Source organism: Pseudomonas sp. 3296 (assembly GCF_031456615.1).
GTDB lineage: Bacteria > Pseudomonadota > Gammaproteobacteria > Pseudomonadales > Pseudomonadaceae > Aquipseudomonas > Aquipseudomonas mucoides.
The window spans coordinates 533,934-550,320 of the sequence record NZ_JAVDUY010000006.1 but is presented as its reverse complement, the minus strand read 5'-3'; the positions used below and the strand labels follow the sequence as shown (position 1 = coordinate 550,320).

The 16,387-nt window shown below is 61.0% G+C and carries 12 protein-coding genes and 1 pseudogene; 8 read left to right on the top strand and 5 right to left on the bottom strand.

Features of this window, described 5'->3' with window-relative positions; all coding sequences use genetic code 11:
* Nucleotides 1-5: 5 nt before the first annotated feature.
* Nucleotides 6-2,396, top strand: a complete 2,391-nt coding sequence (locus J2X66_RS19135) for a heavy metal translocating P-type ATPase (RefSeq protein WP_310267127.1) — start codon at nt 6-8, stop codon at nt 2,394-2,396.
* Complete coding sequence (gene cueR / locus J2X66_RS19130; RefSeq protein WP_027921859.1) at nt 2,396-2,809, top strand: Cu(I)-responsive transcriptional regulator; 414 nt, start codon at nt 2,396-2,398, stop codon at nt 2,807-2,809. The genes J2X66_RS19135 and cueR overlap by 1 nt, the downstream gene beginning before the upstream one ends.
* Here cueR and J2X66_RS19125 read toward each other — a convergent pair.
* Nucleotides 2,763-3,980, bottom strand: a complete 1,218-nt coding sequence (locus J2X66_RS19125; RefSeq protein WP_310267123.1) for an MFS transporter — start codon at nt 3,978-3,980, stop codon at nt 2,763-2,765. The two genes, cueR and J2X66_RS19125, sit on opposite strands and share 47 nt — an antisense overlap.
* A gap of 171 nt (nt 3,981-4,151) precedes the next feature.
* A complete protein-coding gene (locus tag J2X66_RS19120; RefSeq protein ID WP_027921861.1) occupies nt 4,152-5,045 on the bottom strand; it encodes a PA4780 family RIO1-like protein kinase in 894 nt (297 codons plus the stop codon).
* Between the two features lie 444 nt (nt 5,046-5,489).
* Between J2X66_RS19120 and J2X66_RS30295 the strand changes: the two are divergent.
* Nucleotides 5,490-6,578: pseudogene (locus J2X66_RS30295) on the top strand (cache domain-containing protein); the annotation flags it as partial.
* A gap of 90 nt (nt 6,579-6,668) precedes the next feature.
* Nucleotides 6,669-7,436, top strand: coding sequence for a methyl-accepting chemotaxis protein (locus J2X66_RS30290; RefSeq protein ID WP_405046792.1), 768 nt, complete (start codon nt 6,669-6,671; stop codon nt 7,434-7,436).
* A gap of 127 nt (nt 7,437-7,563) precedes the next feature.
* Here J2X66_RS30290 and J2X66_RS19110 read toward each other — a convergent pair whose 3' ends face one another.
* Together J2X66_RS19110 and J2X66_RS19105 are read right to left on the bottom strand one after the other, a co-directional pair.
* Entirely contained in the window at nt 7,564-8,355 is a 792-nt protein-coding gene (locus J2X66_RS19110) for a helix-turn-helix transcriptional regulator (RefSeq protein ID WP_310267109.1), read from the bottom strand.
* 102 nt (nt 8,356-8,457) lie between these two features.
* Nucleotides 8,458-9,735: an acetyl-CoA C-acetyltransferase gene (locus J2X66_RS19105; protein WP_310267108.1), complete on the bottom strand. Its 1,278-nt coding sequence runs from the start codon at nt 9,733-9,735 to the stop codon at nt 8,458-8,460.
* A 196-nt stretch (nt 9,736-9,931) separates the two neighbouring features.
* Between J2X66_RS19105 and J2X66_RS19100 the strand changes: the two genes are divergently transcribed.
* The 4 genes from J2X66_RS19100 (at nt 9,932) to J2X66_RS19085 (ending at nt 15,820) form a co-directional block, all read left to right on the top strand.
* Nucleotides 9,932-11,284: a 3-oxoacyl-ACP reductase gene (locus J2X66_RS19100; protein ID WP_310267107.1), complete on the top strand. Its 1,353-nt coding sequence runs from the start codon at nt 9,932-9,934 to the stop codon at nt 11,282-11,284.
* Between the two features lie 2 nt (nt 11,285-11,286).
* Nucleotides 11,287-12,141: a MaoC/PaaZ C-terminal domain-containing protein gene (locus J2X66_RS19095; RefSeq protein WP_310267106.1), complete on the top strand. Its 855-nt coding sequence runs from the start codon at nt 11,287-11,289 to the stop codon at nt 12,139-12,141.
* A gap of 281 nt (nt 12,142-12,422) precedes the next feature.
* A complete protein-coding gene (locus J2X66_RS19090; RefSeq protein WP_310267105.1) occupies nt 12,423-14,012 on the top strand; it encodes a collagen-like triple helix repeat-containing protein in 1,590 nt (529 codons plus the stop codon).
* A gap of 137 nt (nt 14,013-14,149) precedes the next feature.
* Entirely contained in the window at nt 14,150-15,820 is a 1,671-nt protein-coding gene (locus tag J2X66_RS19085; protein ID WP_310267104.1) for a POTRA domain-containing protein, read from the top strand.
* Between the two features lie 132 nt (nt 15,821-15,952).
* Here the strand turns inward: J2X66_RS19085 and J2X66_RS19080 are convergent, their stop codons facing one another.
* A complete protein-coding gene (locus J2X66_RS19080) occupies nt 15,953-16,357 on the bottom strand; it encodes a response regulator (protein ID WP_310267095.1) in 405 nt (134 codons plus the stop codon).
* Nucleotides 16,358-16,387 lie beyond the last annotated feature (30 nt).

Sequence of the window (16,387 nt, the reverse complement as noted above, 5' to 3'; positions counted from 1 at the left end):
GACCGATGTCCGAATCCACCACATTCGATCTGCCGATTGCCGGCATGACCTGCGCCAGTTGCGCCGGGCGTGTCGAACGCGCCTTGAGCAAAGTCATCGGCGCCACCGCCGTCAGTGTCAACCTGGCCACCGAACAGGCCCGCGTCCAGGCGCCCAGCGACAGCTTGCCCGCGTTGATGGCCGCTGTTGAACAGGCCGGTTACAGCGTGCCCCGCCACAGCCTGGAACTGAGCATCGACGGCATGACCTGCGCCTCATGCGTCGGCCGGGTCGAACGTGCGCTGGCCAAGGTGCCGGGGGTCCAGAGCGTCAGCGTCAACCTGGCCAACGAACGCGCCCACCTCGAACTGCTCGGCCAGATCGATCCACAGATCTTGATCGCGGCAGTAACCAAAGCCGGTTACGCCGCCAGTGTCTGGGAAGTCGAACACCCGCCCACCGACACTCAACAACAGCGCCTGCACCGTGAACGCTGGGCGTTGATCATGGCTCTCCTCCTCGCCTTGCCGCTGGTGCTGCCCATGTTGCTGCAACCGTTTGGCGTGCACTGGATGCTTCCCGCGTGGGCGCAATTCGCCCTGGCAACGCCGGTGCAATTCATCTTCGGTGCACGTTTTTATGTGGCGGCATGGAAAGCCGTGCGCGCCGGGGCCGGGAACATGGATTTGTTGGTCGCCCTCGGCACCAGCGCGGGTTATGGCCTGAGTCTTTACGAATGGGCCACCGCCGCCGGGCGCATGCCGCACCTGTATTTCGAAGCCTCGGCCGTGGTGATTGCCTTGGTCCTGCTCGGCAAATACCTGGAAAGCCGCGCCAAGCGCCAGACCGCCAGCGCCATTCGCGCTCTCGAAGCCTTGCGTCCGGAGCGGGCGATTCAAGTGATCGAAGGTCGCGAGCAAGACGTCGCCATCAGCGCCCTGCGCCTCAATGACCTGGTCATGGTCAAACCCGGCGAACGCTTCCCGGTGGACGGCGAAGTGATCGAAGGCCAGAGCCACGCCGACGAAGCGCTGATCAGCGGCGAAAGCCTGCCGGTACCCAAGCAACCCGGCGACAAGGTCACCGGCGGCGCGATCAATGGTGAAGGGCGATTGCTGGTGCGCACCCAGGCCTTGGGCGCGGAAACCGTGTTGGCGCGCATCATTCGTCTGGTCGAAGACGCCCAGGCCGCCAAGGCACCCATCCAGAAACTGGTGGATAAAGTCAGCCAGGTGTTCGTGCCCACTGTTCTGTTGATCGCCCTGGCGACCTTCATCGGCTGGTGGCTGTACGGCGCGCCGATTGAAACCGCCCTGATCAATGCCGTCGCCGTTCTGGTGATTGCCTGTCCATGCGCCCTGGGACTGGCCACACCGACTGCGATCATGGCAGGGACCGGCGTGGCGGCACGTCACGGGATTCTGATCAAAGACGCCGAAGCTCTGGAACGGGCCCATGAAGTCAGTGCGGTGGTGTTCGACAAGACCGGCACGCTGACCTCGGGCGCACCGCGTATTGCTCATCTGACGGCTATCGACGGCAATGAAGCGGCCCTGCTGCAAATGGCCGGTGCGTTGCAACGGGGCAGCGAACACCCGCTGGCCAAAGCCGTGCTGGACGCTTGCACCGAACGCGGCTTGACCGTGGCGGATGTCAGCGACAGTCAATCGCTGACGGGGCGAGGCATCGCCGGCACGCTTGAGGGTCGTCGACTGGCACTGGGCAATCGTCGTCTATTGGAAGAATGTGCTTTAAACGCGGGTTCATTGGCGGACTTGGCAACCGCCTGGGAAACCGAAGGCCGAACCCTGTCCTGGCTGATCGAACAAAGCCCTGAATCGAAAGTGCTCGGCCTCTTTGCTTTTGGCGACACCCTCAAACCCGGCGCCCTGCAAGCCGTGCAACAACTCAGCGCGCGGCACATCAGCAGTCACCTGCTGACCGGCGACAACCGTGGCAGTGCCAAAGTCGTCGCCGAGGCGCTGGGCATCACCGATGTCCACGCCGAAGTGCTGCCCGCCGACAAAGCGGCCACCGTCGCCACACTTAAAAAAACCGGCGTGGTGGCGATGGTCGGCGATGGCATCAACGACGCCCCGGCGCTGGCTGCTGCGGACATCGGCATCGCCATGGGTGGCGGCACCGACGTGGCGATGCACGCGGCCGGGATCACGCTGATGCGTGGCGATCCGCGGCTGGTGCCGGCGGCGCTGGAGATCAGCCGCAAGACGTATGCGAAGATCCGGCAAAACCTGTTCTGGGCCTTCGTCTATAACCTGATCGGCATTCCGCTGGCGGCGTTCGGCTTCCTAAACCCGGTGCTGGCCGGGGCGGCCATGGCGTTGTCGAGCGTCAGCGTGGTGAGCAATGCGTTACTGTTGAAAACCTGGAAGCCCAAGGACCTGGAGGACAATTGATGAACATCGGTCAAGCAGCCCGTCAAAGCGGCCTGAGCGCGAAGATGATCCGTTACTACGAGTCCATCGGACTGCTCAAGGCCGCCCATCGCACCGACAGCGGCTATCGGGTTTACGGCGACGATGACCTGCACACGCTGGCGTTCATCAAGCGCTCCCGGGACCTGGGGTTTTCACTGGAAGAGGTCGGCAAGCTGCTGACCCTCTGGCAGGACCGCCAACGCGCCAGCGCCGACGTGAAGGCCCTGGCCCGTCAGCACATCGACGAGCTGAACCAGAAGATCCGCGAACTCGGCCAGTTGCGCGACACCTTGCAAGACCTGGTCGAGCATTGCCAGGGCGACCATCGCCCCGACTGCCCGATCCTCAAGAACCTGGCGTCGGGCTGCTGCGCCGAACCTGTGCGCCCCTGATCGCCAGGCCCTTCACCACCAGCAACGTGGTGAGGGGAATGCCGTGGAACAGCAACACCACCGCACCCGGCGTCCACCACGAATAAAACGGCGCGGCGATCAACATGCCGACGCCGAACCCGGTCATTTGCAGCAGGGTCAACACGCTGAAAATCGGCAAACGCAGAGCGTCCGGCTCGCGTTGCAAACGGGACATCAAGCCGACTTCCGAGAAGCCGTCACCCAATCCCGCCGGCAACGAGAACAACAGCAAACCGAACAGGGTCTGCTGCTGAAACATCAGGATGAAGCCGCAGGACATCAGCAACACCCCGAAGAAAAATCGCCGCTCCAGATTGATGTTGCCCGAGCCTTTCAGGCGACTGGCGATTCGAGCGCCGATCAACTTTCCGCACGCCCAGACCGCCAGCATCAGACCCAATGTGGTGCTGGCCGACTCGGGGGTCAGCAGTTTGGAAACTATTGGCAAACCCACGTTGTGCGCGGCACTGCCAAGGGTGTCGGCCATGGTGACCGCGAGCATCGCGGCCACTGCCGGTGCGCTGCGCAACCCTTGGCGCAAGGCCGACCATTCGCCGCCCTTGTGGGCCGATTCATCACTGGCCACCGGGTTGGAAAAGCGCAGCGGCAGGATGAACAACGCGGCCAAAAGATACGTCACCACGTTCAGCGCAAACACCGTTTCAAACCCAAACGCCGCCACCAAAAGCCCCGCCACCAGACTGCCGCCGACCATCGCGGCCGAGGATGCGGAGGTGATCCAGGCATTGGTCTTGAGCAGGTGTTCGCCATCGATCAAGTGCGGCAGCTGACTGTTCAGGCCGATGGAAAACATCGAATTGCCGAAGCCAAGGCCGAACGCGATAACGGGGAGCAGCAGCGCCTGTTGACTCACCGGCAGCACCAGCAACAAGCCGAGCAATCCTGCACGCAACACGTCGAAGGCGATCAACGGCATGCGTCCGCCCCAGCGGCGATAGAACGTGGTGCCGATCAGACTGGCGAAAATCCCTCCGCCGACACGGCTGGCGAGGAAAATGCCGACACTCATGGCGCTATTGCTGAGCAGGTAAACATAAGTGGCCAGGGCGACCATGTTGAGGAAAGCACCAAAGTCCGAAACCAGACGGGCGGCGATGATCAGTCGGGCGTTGCGGGTGGTGGTGTTCACATTCAATCCTTGAGTGTGGGAAATCCGGAAAACTCAAAACTCAAAACTCAAAACTCAGCGACACCGGAAATCCAGTGTAGGAGCAAGCTCGCTCCCACAGTAGTTATCAGGGCCTCGAAAATTCGGGGCACTACAAAAAACCCGGCCGAAGCCGGGTTTTTGTTTAGCCCATCACTGCATCCAGGGCGGAGGCGGTTCTTCGGCTTTGCTCGGGGGCGCATCGTCGGCAGCGCGGATCGCTTGCTTACGCTCTTCGTCCAGCCGCGCAGCCTCGATTTCACGCATGATCCCGCCAACGTCGGCCAATTCTTCCGGCTCGTCGAACTCGCCGGTCAAGATGCTGGCCGGGTGCAAGGTGCCCGCTTCGTACAACGCCCACATTTCCTTGGCGTACTTGGTCTTTTTCAACTCCGGTGCAAACCGCCCGAAGTAGGACGCCATGTTGCCCACGTCCCGTTCCAGCATGTTGAACGCGTGGTTGTTGCCCGCTGCATCCACCGCCTGAGGTAAGTCGATGATCACCGGGCCGTCCGGGGTCAACAATACATTGAACTCAGACAGGTCACCGTGCACCAGACCGGTACACAGCATCAGCACGATCTGTGAAATCAGGAACGCGTGATATTCACGGGCCTGGTCCGGTTCCAGCACCACGTCGTTCAGACGCGGCGCGGCATCGCCGTATTCATCGGCCACCAGTTCCATGAGCAGTACGCCTTCGAGGAAGTCATACGGCTTGGGCACCCGCACACCGGCACCGGCCAGACGGAACAGGGCCGCCACTTCGGCGTTTTGCCAGGCGTCTTCGGTTTCTTTCTTGCCGAACTTGGAGCCCTTGGCCATGGCACGAGCCTGACGGCTGTTGCGCACCTTGCGGCCTTCCTGGTACTCGGCCGCCTGACGGAAACTGCGTTTATTCGCCTCCTTGTAGACCTTCGCGCAACGTAACTCGTTGCCGCAGCGCACCACATAAACAGCTGCTTCTTTACCACTCATGAGTGGGCGCAGCACCTCGTCGACCAGACCGTCCTCGATCAGGGGTTCAATGCGTTTTGGAGTCTTCATCAGCTTTTATTGTGGGTCCTTTATTACCAAACACGCGAAAGTCATTCGTTATACGGCAATCCACTCGTTCGGGGGAGGGGTTGCCGACCTATGAACCTTCTGATGCACACAATGTGCCGGATTAATTGCTCATTCGCCGCCGGTCGTCAATGACCGCAGCAGATCATAGCCGAGCCGGTGACCCGCGTAAGCGAATGGTTTTGCGGGCCACTACGACAGAAGCTGACATCTGGATTCATACCCTGCGTAGGATTTTTTCAAACAGGCCTCAATTTCCCCCGTCAGCAGCCGAAGTCCTCAGTGACAAAGGTATTTGTCCGACAATCGTTCCTACAGAAAACGACGGCGCACTCACGGACCCGAGATGAACAACAACGTTTTCGGCTGCCAATATTCCGCGAGTCATCTGCACTGCGTGGGCCTACAAGAAAATCTGGAGCGCGGATGAACATCAAACAGAAGTTGACCTGGGCGTTTGCAATCATCGCCTGCTTGCCCGTGGTGCTGGTCGCCACCCTCGTTGTGATGAACCTGCGCAGCGATGCCAAAGAGAGTTTCGTCGATGGCAGCGGCCGCGAAATTCGTCAGGTCAGCAACGCCATGCAACTGTTTTTCGACGGCATCAGCCAGAACGTCGACTATCTGGCCAAACAACCGCTGATCAAGAACTCCGACGACAGCCTCAAGACCTACATGAGCGCCAACGCCGAGAGCATTCCGCAAGGCGAGATGGACAAAAAAGTCTTCGGCCTCCTGCAGGACCTGGGCAACAGTCACCCGTCCTACGCCTACGCCATTCTCGGCACCGCGGCCGGTGGTTATGTGTCGTGGCCGGACGATGCGAAGCTGAACAACTACGACCCGCGCCAGCGCCCCTGGTACAAAGCGGCCCAGGCCAAACCGGGCAAGCCGTTTCGCACCGAGGCCTACTATTGGGCACAGGACGACGCGACTTACGTCAGCACCGTGCGCACCATCGACAACAAGTTGGGCAGCAACGGCGGCGTGGTCAGCATCGACGTGACGCTCAAGCAACTCACCGAAATCGTCAAACAGATCAAGCTCGGTGAAACCGGCTACCTGATGTTGCTGGAAAACACCGGCATGGTCCTGGTGGACCCGAAACAACCGGAGCACAACTTCAAGCCACTGAGCAGCCTCGGCGAGGGTTACGCACAACTGGCCAAGGCCGGCAAAGGCCTGGTGGAAGTCGAGCTCAATGGCGAACGCTACATGGCCAACGTCTGGCCGTCGGAGCAACTGGGCTGGACCTTCATCGGCCTGATCAAACAAAACGACGTGATGAGTTCGGCCACCCAACTGACCTGGCTGATCGCAATCATTGCCGCCGTGCTGGCCGTGTTCTTTGCCATCCTCGGCGCCAGTTTTGCCAGTGTCATCGTGCGGCCGATCCGCAGCGTGGCCAGCGGTCTGGAAGGCATCGCGCAAGGCGAAGGCGACCTGACCAAAAACCTGGAAATCCGTGGCAGTGACGAAACCGCGCAACTGGCCAATTGGTTCAACCAGTTCCTGACCGCGATTCGTAACCTGATCCAAAGCATCGGCGGCGCCGCGACCAAGATTCTCGCTACCTCCAAAAGCTCGACTCAGGTCTCCAACGACATGGCCGAAGCCGCCGGACGTCAGCGTGAAGCGGTGGACATGGTGTCCACGGCGTTCCACGAAATGGTCGCCACCGCCAACGAAGTAGCGCGCTCTTGCAGTCAGGCGGCGGACTCGGCCGACAGTGGCCAGCGTCAGGCACGCGAAGGCCAGCAGCAAATTGATGCGGCAGTAAGCAGCGTTGATCGCTTGAGCCAGGAAATCGAACAATCGGCACAGTCGATGCAGCAACTCGAGCGCGACAGCAACGACATCCAGTCGATCCTGGGGACCATTCGCTCGATCGCCGAACAGACCAACCTGCTGGCGCTGAACGCGGCCATTGAAGCGGCACGTGCCGGCGAGCAAGGTCGCGGGTTTGCTGTGGTGGCTGACGAAGTACGGGCGCTGGCCAAGCGCACGGCGGATTCCACAGCAGAAATCGACGGCCTGCTCGGCAACCTCGCCAAGCGCACCAGCCAGGTGACTCAACAGATGCATGCGAGCCTGGAAGTGTCGCAGCAGTCGGTGAGCCGCATCGGCGAAGCGCGCAACAGCTTCGGGTTGATTCGCGAGTCGGTGGACGTGATCCGCGACATGAACACGCAGATCGCCACCGCGGCCGAAGAGCAGCATCACGTGGCCGAAGACATCAACCGGCACATCAGCCAGATCCATGGCGACGCGCAATTGGTCGCGGAACTGGCGAACTCGGCGCGTCTGGATTCCCAGAGCCTGGCCGGGCTTTCGAATGAGCTGGACGGGTTGGTTCGACGCTTCAAAACCTGATCTCAAGAACACCACGCATCCACTGTGGGAGTGAGCCTGCTCGCGATGAGGCCATGTCAGTCAACATCAATGTTGAAGGTCAGTCAGCAATCGCGAGCAGGCTCACTCCTACCAGGGTCAGGTGGGGTTATTGCTTGAAGAGCTCGCCAGGGGTAACCCCGAACAGCCCTTTGAACGCCGCAATAAACGCCGACGTCGAGTCATACCCACACGCCAGCGCGGCATTGGTCACGCTGTCGCCCTCCTCCAGCAAACTCAACGAAGACAACAGCCGCATCCGTTGTCGCCAGCCGCGAAAGCTCAAACCCGTCTCGCGCTGAAACAGGCGCATCAACGTCTTTTCCGACGTGCCCAAGCGCTCCGCCCACGCCTGCAACGTCACGTTCTGCTCAGGGCTTTCAATCAACTCGTTGCACAACCCCAGCAGCCGTTCATGCCGTGGCAGCGGCAGGGAAAATCCCACCTCCGGCAAGTTCGCCAACTGATCCAGCAACACACCCACCAACCGCGCTTCCTGGCTGTCGCCTTGTGGATATTCCACGGGCAACATGCAAAAACTCTTGATCAGCTCCCGCGCCAACGGCGTGACCTCCAGCACCCGGCAGCGCCCGTGCGCCCACTCACAATCTTCGCGACGCACGTACAGGCTGCGCATTTCGGCGCGCATCGAGGTCACGACTTGATGTTCAAGGTCCGCCGGAATCCAGATGCCCCACTGCGGTGGCGCATAGAAACTGCCTTCGGCGGTGTGCACGCCGAGGACACCACTGATGGCGTAGGAAAACTGCACCCAGTCGTGGCGATGCGGGGGTGTCCAGGAACCGGCGTTGAGACTTTCTACCCGGGCGAATAACGGTCGGGGCAGTGACGACAGGGTTGGGATGGTTCGTTCAAGGGAGATCTGTCCGTTAGTCGGCATCAACGAGCCTTATATCGCAAGAGGGCTGATGGGGCCGACGTTAGGCCAAGTAGCAGATTCATACAAATCTATTTGATGACAAGAAACCTTGTAGGAGTTTCTTCAGCGTTCGATGATGGCGGTGACGCCTTGACCGCCCGCCGCGCAGATCGAAATCAATCCCCGCCCCTTGCCCGCCGCGTCCAGCAGCTTCGCCAGGTTGGCGACAATGCGCCCACCGGTCGCCGCAAACGGATGCCCGGCCGCCAGCGAACTGCCTTTGACGTTGAGGCGGCTGCGATCGATGGAGCCCAATGGCGCATCAAGACCGAGCCGCGTTCTGCAATAGTCAGGATCTTCCCAGGCCTTCAACGTGCAGAGCACTTGCGCGGCGAAGGCTTCGTGGATTTCGTAGTAATCGAAATCCTGCAAGGTCAGGCCATTGCGCGCCAGCAAGCGCGGCACCGCGTAGACCGGCGCCATCAACAGGCCTTCGGCACCGTTGACGAAATCCACCGCCGCCGCTTCGCCGTCGCGCAGGTACGCGAGGATCGGCAAGCCACGTTCCTTCGCCCACTCTTCACTGCCCAGCAGCACCAGCGACGCACCGTCGGTGAGTGGCGTCGAGTTGCCCGCCGTCATCGTGCCCTTGGCGCTTTTCTCGAAGGCTGGTTTCAGCTTGGCCAGTTGTTCCAGGGTCAGGTCCGGGCGCAGGTTGTTGTCGCGGGTCAGGCCGAGGAACGGTGTCATCAAGTCGTTGTGCCAGCCTTCGGCGTAGGACGCGGCCAGATGCTGATGGCTTTCCAGCGCCAGTTGATCCTGTTCTTCGCGGGGGATGTTCCAGGTCTGCGCCATCAGCTCGCAATGTTCGCCCATGGACAACCCGGTGCGCGGCTCGCCGTTGCGCGGAAATTCCGGAATCAGATGCCGGGGGCGCAATTGCAGGAATGTTTTGAGCTTGTCGCCAGTGGTCTTGGCGCGGTTGGCTTGCAGCAAAATCTTGCGCAGGCCTTCACTGACGCTGATCGGCGCATCCGAAGTGGTATCGACGCCACCGGCAATGCCGCAATCGATCTGCCCCAGGGCAATCTTGTTCGCCACCAGCAACGCCGCTTCCAGCCCGGTGCCGCACGCTTGCTGGATGTCATAGGCCGGCGTTTGCGGCGACAGCCGCGACCCGAGCACGCATTCGCGGGTCAGATTCATATCCCGCGACAGCTTGAGCACCGCCCCCGCGACCACTTCACCCAGGCGCAGGCCGTGCAGGTTGTAGCGTTCGATCAAGCCTTCGAGCGCTGCGGTGAGCATCGCCTGGTTACTGGCGGTGGCATACGCCCCGTTGGAGCGGGCGAAAGGAATACGGTTACCGCCGATAATCGCGACGCGGCGCAGCTGAGTCATGAAAAGCTCCTTGTGAAATATTCAAATTGAACCCACCCCTACAAGGTTTTGCATTCCAATTACGGTCTGCGATCACCCTGAAAGTGCCGCTACAAACTACTCTGCAATGTTCAAGCGTAGGCCTTATCTCGTGGATCGAACGACTGATTGCCATTCGTGGTCCACACTTTGAACCCCAGCCGCCGGAGCACGTTCCATGTCAGACCGTTATATCGACTTCGCCAATTCGTCCATCGGCCATCGGCTGGTCGGGGCCCTGGGTTTGCCATCGCCGGTTCGCCTGGAACGCTGGCAGGCAGGCCGGCTGCGGCCTGTCGAAGGGGCGCTGTTGATCGGTGGAGGCCCGCTGGCGGACAAGGTCAGCGCTTTAGCCAATCGCCTGACCGACGCGATTTACAGCTACGGCACCGAGCCGTCCCTGGCCACCGCGTGGATTCCCGGCCACGGTCCGAAACTCAAAGCCGTGGTGTTCGACGCCAGTCATCTGCTGCAGACCGATCAGCTCAAACAGCTGCGCGAATTCTTCCAGCCGCTGATGAAAAACCTCGATCACAGCGCTCACCTGGTGATTCTCGGTCGTGCACCGGAGGCCTTGAGCGACCCGTTCGCCGCCAGTGCCCAACGCGCACTGGAAGGCTTCAGCCGTTCGCTGGCCAAGGAACTGCGCAGCGGTGGCACCTTGCAGTTGATCTATGTCGGCGACGGTGCGGACGATCAGCTGGAAGGACCGCTGAGGTTTTTCCTCTCACCGAAAAGCGCGTTTGTGTCCGGGCAAGTGATTCGTTTGAAGGCGTGCGCTACGCCCGTTCAGGACTGGACGCGACCGCTGGCCGGACGCAAGGCGTTGGTAACCGGTGCCGCGCGTGGCATCGGCGCTTCAATCGCCGAGACGTTGGCCCGTGACGGTGCCGAGGTGATTCTGCTCGACGTGCCACCGGCCAAAACCGATCTCGACGCCCTCGCCGCACGTCTCGGCGGGCGCAGCATCACCCTCGACATTTGCGCCGAAGACGCCGCTGCACAGTTGATCGAACACCTGCCCGACGGCGTCGACATCGTGGTGCACAACGCGGGGATCACTCGCGATAAAACCCTGGCCAACATGACCCCGGAATTCTGGGACGCCGTGCTCGCGGTCAACCTCAACGCGCCACAAGTGCTGACCAAGGCCCTGCTCGACAGCGGCACCTTGCGCGACAACGGCCGGGTGATTTTGCTGGCCTCCATCAGCGGCATCGCCGGCAATCGTGGGCAAACCAATTACGCCGCGAGCAAGGCCGGGCTGATTGGCCTGGCGCAAGCCTGGGCGCCATTGCTGGATCAACGCGGCATCAGCATCAACGCGGTAGCGCCAGGGTTTATTGAAACGCAGATGACCGCGCACATTCCATTCGGCTTGCGTGAAGCGGGCCGGCGCATGAGTTCGCTCGGCCAGGGCGGCTTGCCGCAGGACGTCGCCGAAGCGGTGGCTTGGCTGGCGCAACCGGGCACCGGCGCGTTTACCGGGCAAGCACTGCGGGTGTGTGGACAAAGTGTTCTGGGGGCTTAGTGATGATCACCGACTGGCACACACTCAACCGCGAACCGAGCCTGCCGGCGTTGTACATGCGAGCGGCGACGCGACGCAAAATCACCGGCACCACCTTGCCCGATACCGGATTGCACTGCTGGGTCAATGTCGACCCCAAACGCCTGGCGGCGTATCGCAACGTCTGCGGATTTGCCGACAACGGCTTGCTGCCGCCGACCTATCCGCACGTCCTCGCATTCGCCTTGCAGATGCAACTGCTCACCGCCAATGAGTTTCCGTTTCCCCTGTTGGGGCTGATACACCTGAGTAACCGCATTCGCGTATTGCGGCCCATGGGCGGCGTGAATCGGGTACGGGTCAGCGTCCAGGTGCAGAACCTGCAACCTCATGCCAAGGGGGCGACGTTCGATCTGGTGACCACGCTGGACGACCAATTGGGGACACTCTGGGAAGCGCAAAGCCGGATGCTGTGCCGGGGCGTCAAACTGGACGGCGAACCGGTCGAGGAAGGGTTGGCTCCGACGCTTGAAATGATCGAAGTGACCCGCTGGAAAGCGCCGGCCGACATTGGTCGGCAATACGCCAAGGTGTCCGGCGACTACAACCCGATTCACTTGAGTGCCGTCAGCGCGAAACTGTTTGGCTTCCCGACCGCCATTGCCCACGGGTTATGGAACAAGGCGCGCACGTTGGCGGCCCTGGCCGATCACTTGCCGACGGCGAACATCGAGATTGCCGTGCAATTTCGCAAACCGGTGCGGTTGCCCAGTGAGGTGACGTTGCTGGCGAGTGCGGCGGGATCCAGTGGAGACTTTCGGTTGGTGGGGGCTGGAGATCTTGAGCACATGGTCGGGCATTGGCGACCGATTGCCTGAACACCCCCTTTGTGCCACCGCATGCTCCTGCCGGTTTTTTGTGGGACGCACCGAATATGGCTATCGAATTGTGTCTATATCCTTGGCATGAATCACGACCTGATTGATTGATTTAAAACATTTTTTACAAACACCAAGAAGGCATTAATACCAACTTTAGACTCGTGCTGCAGGGCCCTTGCGATTGTTATGTGGACAACGGACGAAGGCATTGCCGGCAACAGAAATCGGCAGGCCATCGAAGTCAACGATCGTTGTAGCAGGTGCAAGGAATTCCTCTCATGAACACTCAAGTGTGGTGCAAATCGGCAACAGCATTGACGCTCATCCTCTCACTCGGCCTGGCCGGTTGCAGCAGTGGTGGTGGCGGTCATCACAGCAGTTCCGGCAGTTCTTCGCCTGACAGTACAGCGGCAGGTGCCGGTGGAACGGGCGGCACCAGCGGAGCGGGTGGCGACACTGCCGGCACTGGTGGAACGGGTGGCACGGGCGGTGACACTGCTGGCACTGGCGGCACGGGAGGGACCGGTGGATCGGGTGGCGGCGCAACCGACCCGACTAATCCCACCAACCCGACAGACCCTTCCAATCCAACCAACCCGACCAATCCAACCGTGACACCACTGGTCACCACCACCCTCGTCCAGGACGTCGGCAAAACTGTCAGCGGCGTCGGCGATGGCGTCGGTCAAGTTGGCGACTCCCTGAGCGCCATGCCTGTGGCGGGCGGAGTAGTACAAAGCGTGGTCAACACCACCGGCAATGTCGTCACCACATTGGGTGACGGCGTGGCCAGCGGTGTCGGCAATCTGGGCACCGACCCCAATGGCCTGGGCGTAACAGCCTCAGCCGTCGGCGGTGTGGTGCAGGATGTCGGCAGCGGCGTTTCCGATGCCAGCGGCAAACTCGCCACCGCCACCAGCAGCATTCCTGTCGTCGGCGGCGTCGTCACTAAAGTTGCGCCTGTGCTGGACGGGGTCGCAGAGAAAGTCACCATGCTCGGTGACACCTTGAGTCTGGCAACCACTACCGGACCGTTGGGATCGGTGACCAAGGACGTCGGGAGCAAACTGGTGCCGGTGATTGCCATGGTGGAGAGCACCACAGACAACATCGGCAGCACGACGGGTTTGGGTGATCCGTTGAAAGGTGTCGTCAGTCAAGTCGGCGGCACAGTGACCGGGTTGGGCGACAAAGTCACTCTGGACGGCAACGGCAATGCGCTGACCAACACGGTCGGCGGTGCCTTGAGCAACACCGGCACTGCGGTTGGCAAGGCTGGCGGCCTGGTGTCCAACGGCACGGGTTCCGCAAGCGGCGGCGGACTGGGTGGTGGCTTGGGTGGCACCGGATTGCTGCAAACCGTCGGTGGTGCGGTGGTTAATGTGGGCAGCGGTTTAAATGTCGGCAGCACGAGTGGTCTGGTCAGCACCGGCGGCACCACCGCCACCTCGGCCGGCACGCTGGTAGCCTCGATCAATACTGTTCTTGGCGGTGCGGGAACACCAAACACCGGGGCCACCGCGCCTCTGGCCACCCTCACCACAACGGTGGCCAATGGTCTGAACCCAGTGACAAGCGCAGTCACCAGCCTTACGCAAAATGTCGGCGCCACAACGGGTCTGGGCAGCCCGGTCGCCAGCCTTACTGGCCAGGCCGGCGGTGCAGTCGCCAGCCTCGGCGGCGCCATTACCGCCAGCAATGCCAACCCGGTCGTCGCGGCGGCCGGCAATACCGTCACCACCGTCGGCAACACGGTCGCCGCGGTCGGGGGCTTGGTGAATGGCGCTACCGGCGGCACTGGCACCACGGGTGGCCTGGGGGGTGTACTCGGCGGACTGACCGGCACTCTGAGTGGCAAGAATCGCTGATTTGCACCTGGCCGATTCGACGGCCTTACCTACAGCGCCTACGCTTGGTTGGAGGCGGAAGATTCATATGAGTCTTCCGCTTTTTCTTTGGAGCATGAAGGTCCAGGCGATGTTGTGATCTGAACAGGGAGTGTCTTATGCGCCTCATGGTTTCTTTGCTGTTCATTGCCGTCTGTTCCTCTGCCCTCGCCGATACGCTTCCCAGTTTCCTCAACAGCAACGAAACCATCCGCAACCTCCCCGTCCCCAATCTGCCCGCCGATGCCTATCGCCCGACCGCCGCGCCGCTGCAAGTGCCGGAGCCCGGAGCGACCCAAGCCCAGCCGTTGATGATGGACACCAAAGTCGTCATCAAAACCGTGCAGATCGAAGGCGGGACGATTTACCCACTCAGCGAACTGGCTGCGCAGTTTCAACCGCTGCTCGGCCATGAAACCAGCCTTGCCGAACTGATCGAAACCACCCGCAATATCACGCGCCATTACCAACAGGACGGATACCTGCTGTCCTACGCATTCTTGCCGCAGCAGACCTTCGGTAACGGCGTGGCGCGTGTGGTGCTGGTGGAGGGCTATATCAAGGATTATCAGCTGCAAGGCGACGTCGGCCGGGTCAAAGGCCTGCTCGATAAACTGGTGGCCAAACTGCAAGCGGAACGGCCACTGACCCGCAAGACCTTCGAGCGCTACACCACATTGATGAGTCGCATTCCCGGCGTGACCTTACAGGCGCAGGTGCCGCCACCGAGCACTACCGACGGCGCGGCTTACCTGGTCGCCCAGGCCAGTCGCAAACCGTTCACCAGCAACCTGAGCACCACCGAAGACAACCGTAACGGCACCCAGGCATTACTCGGTGTCAGCAGTAATTCCCAGACTTCCATGGGCGAACAAGTGAGCCTCAGCGGGTTGTTTCCACCCGGCGATGACGCGGAGCATTACTACCGGCTCGACTACAACCAGTTCCTCAATGCCGAGGGCACGCAACTGGCGTTGTCCGCCTCACGCTACCGTGCCGACCCCGGCACCAATGTGTTACTCGACAATGGTCTGGAGTTGAAGCCACACCGTGAAAACGATCGCTATTCCATCGGTTTCACCCACCCGATCATCGCCTCGCCCAATGAGCTGCTGAGTGCCGGTTCGCGGCTGTACGCGGTCAACGACAAGACTCGCTATAACGTCGTCGGCTACCCGCTGAGCGTCGAAGAACGCACGGACACCCGCGCCGTCGCCTTCGAAAGCGACTGGCGCCAGGCCGATGCCCGACAATTGCGAATTATCAGCGGCGGCTTGTACCAAGGCATCGACGGTATGGGCGCAAAAACCAACAACACCGCCCTCGACCTCGACTTCTTTCGGTTGCGGTTGTCCGGCGTGCAAAGCGACAAGTTTTTCGACAACTGGCAAGGCGTGCTGTCGGCCGCATTGTATTGGAGTGACGACACGCTTCCCGACAGCGAACGCGCGGTGTTCGGCGGGCAGAATTTCGGTCGCGGCTACCCCGACGATCAGGCGTCCGGTGACAAAGGTTGGGGCGTGGCGTATGAGGTGAACTACAGCTTCAACCGTGACTGGAACTGGGTGCGAATTCTACAGCCGTATGTCGTGCTCGACCGCTCCAAAACCTGGTTCAACCAACTGCCGGTCCAGGGCAATAGCCTGTCATCGGCAGCGGTGGGGCTACGGTTTGGCGATGCGAAGTACTACAACATTGCGCTGGAGGCGGCGAAGCCGATGTCAGATGAGGCACTGGATACCTTCAACCGAAGGGCGCGTTATAGCATCAGTTTCAGTTATCAGTTGTAGAGGTTGATTGAGCTGGATGGGCTGAATCGGCTGACGCCATCCTCGGAGCGCCGCCCGGAGCAAGCTCGCGATGGCGAAAGTGCAGGCAACAACGTTATCTGCTCAACAGTCGAAGGAGAGAAGTCACACCAATCAGGAATGCGTAACAGACTGTGGAAACAAATTATCCAGCGTCTCCAGCAACCGCACGTGGTAAATCGGCTTGCGAAACAGGTCGAGCACCTGCAAGCGCAACATGTCGCTGACATCCTCCATGTCCGCGTGCCCGGAGGTGACGATCACCGGCAAATGCTGACGCGACGTGTGTTCGCGCAAGCGCTTGATCAGTGACATGCCACTCTCCTCGGGCATACGCAAATCCGTGATCACCAGCGCAATGTCCGGATGTCGGGTCAAGTGTTGCAAGGCGAGCTTGACCGAGGTCGCGGTAAAACAACAAAAACCCTCCCCTTCCAGCAACTCCGCCAGTTCCATCAACGCATCCTCCTCGTCATCGACGAGCAGGAGTTGTTGGCGTAGGAGTGCGGGAGCATTCATGGGGGGTTCCTGCAATGGATCAGGTGATGA

What these genes read in the sequence shown, in the direction of transcription:
- J2X66_RS19110 (WP_310267109.1), bottom strand. Translation starts at nt 8,355, where the DNA reads ATGCCGACTAACGGACAGATCTCCCTTGAACGAACCATCCCAACCCTG.
- J2X66_RS19090 (WP_310267105.1), top strand. Translation starts at nt 12,423, where the DNA reads ATGAACACTCAAGTGTGGTGCAAATCGGCAACAGCATTGACGCTCATC.
- J2X66_RS30290 (WP_405046792.1), top strand. Translation starts at nt 6,669, where the DNA reads ATGGCCGAAGCCGCCGGACGTCAGCGTGAAGCGGTGGACATGGTGTCC.
- J2X66_RS19105 (WP_310267108.1), bottom strand. Translation starts at nt 9,735, where the DNA reads ATGACTCAGCTGCGCCGCGTCGCGATTATCGGCGGTAACCGTATTCCT.
- J2X66_RS19120 (WP_027921861.1), bottom strand. Translation starts at nt 5,045, where the DNA reads ATGAAGACTCCAAAACGCATTGAACCCCTGATCGAGGACGGTCTGGTC.
- J2X66_RS19085 (WP_310267104.1), top strand. Translation starts at nt 14,150, where the DNA reads ATGCGCCTCATGGTTTCTTTGCTGTTCATTGCCGTCTGTTCCTCTGCC.
- J2X66_RS19095 (WP_310267106.1), top strand. Translation starts at nt 11,287, where the DNA reads ATGATCACCGACTGGCACACACTCAACCGCGAACCGAGCCTGCCGGCG.
- cueR (WP_027921859.1), top strand. Translation starts at nt 2,396, where the DNA reads ATGAACATCGGTCAAGCAGCCCGTCAAAGCGGCCTGAGCGCGAAGATG.
- J2X66_RS19135 (WP_310267127.1), top strand. Translation starts at nt 6, where the DNA reads ATGTCCGAATCCACCACATTCGATCTGCCGATTGCCGGCATGACCTGC.
- J2X66_RS19080 (WP_310267095.1), bottom strand. Translation starts at nt 16,357, where the DNA reads ATGAATGCTCCCGCACTCCTACGCCAACAACTCCTGCTCGTCGATGAC.
- J2X66_RS19100 (WP_310267107.1), top strand. Translation starts at nt 9,932, where the DNA reads ATGTCAGACCGTTATATCGACTTCGCCAATTCGTCCATCGGCCATCGG.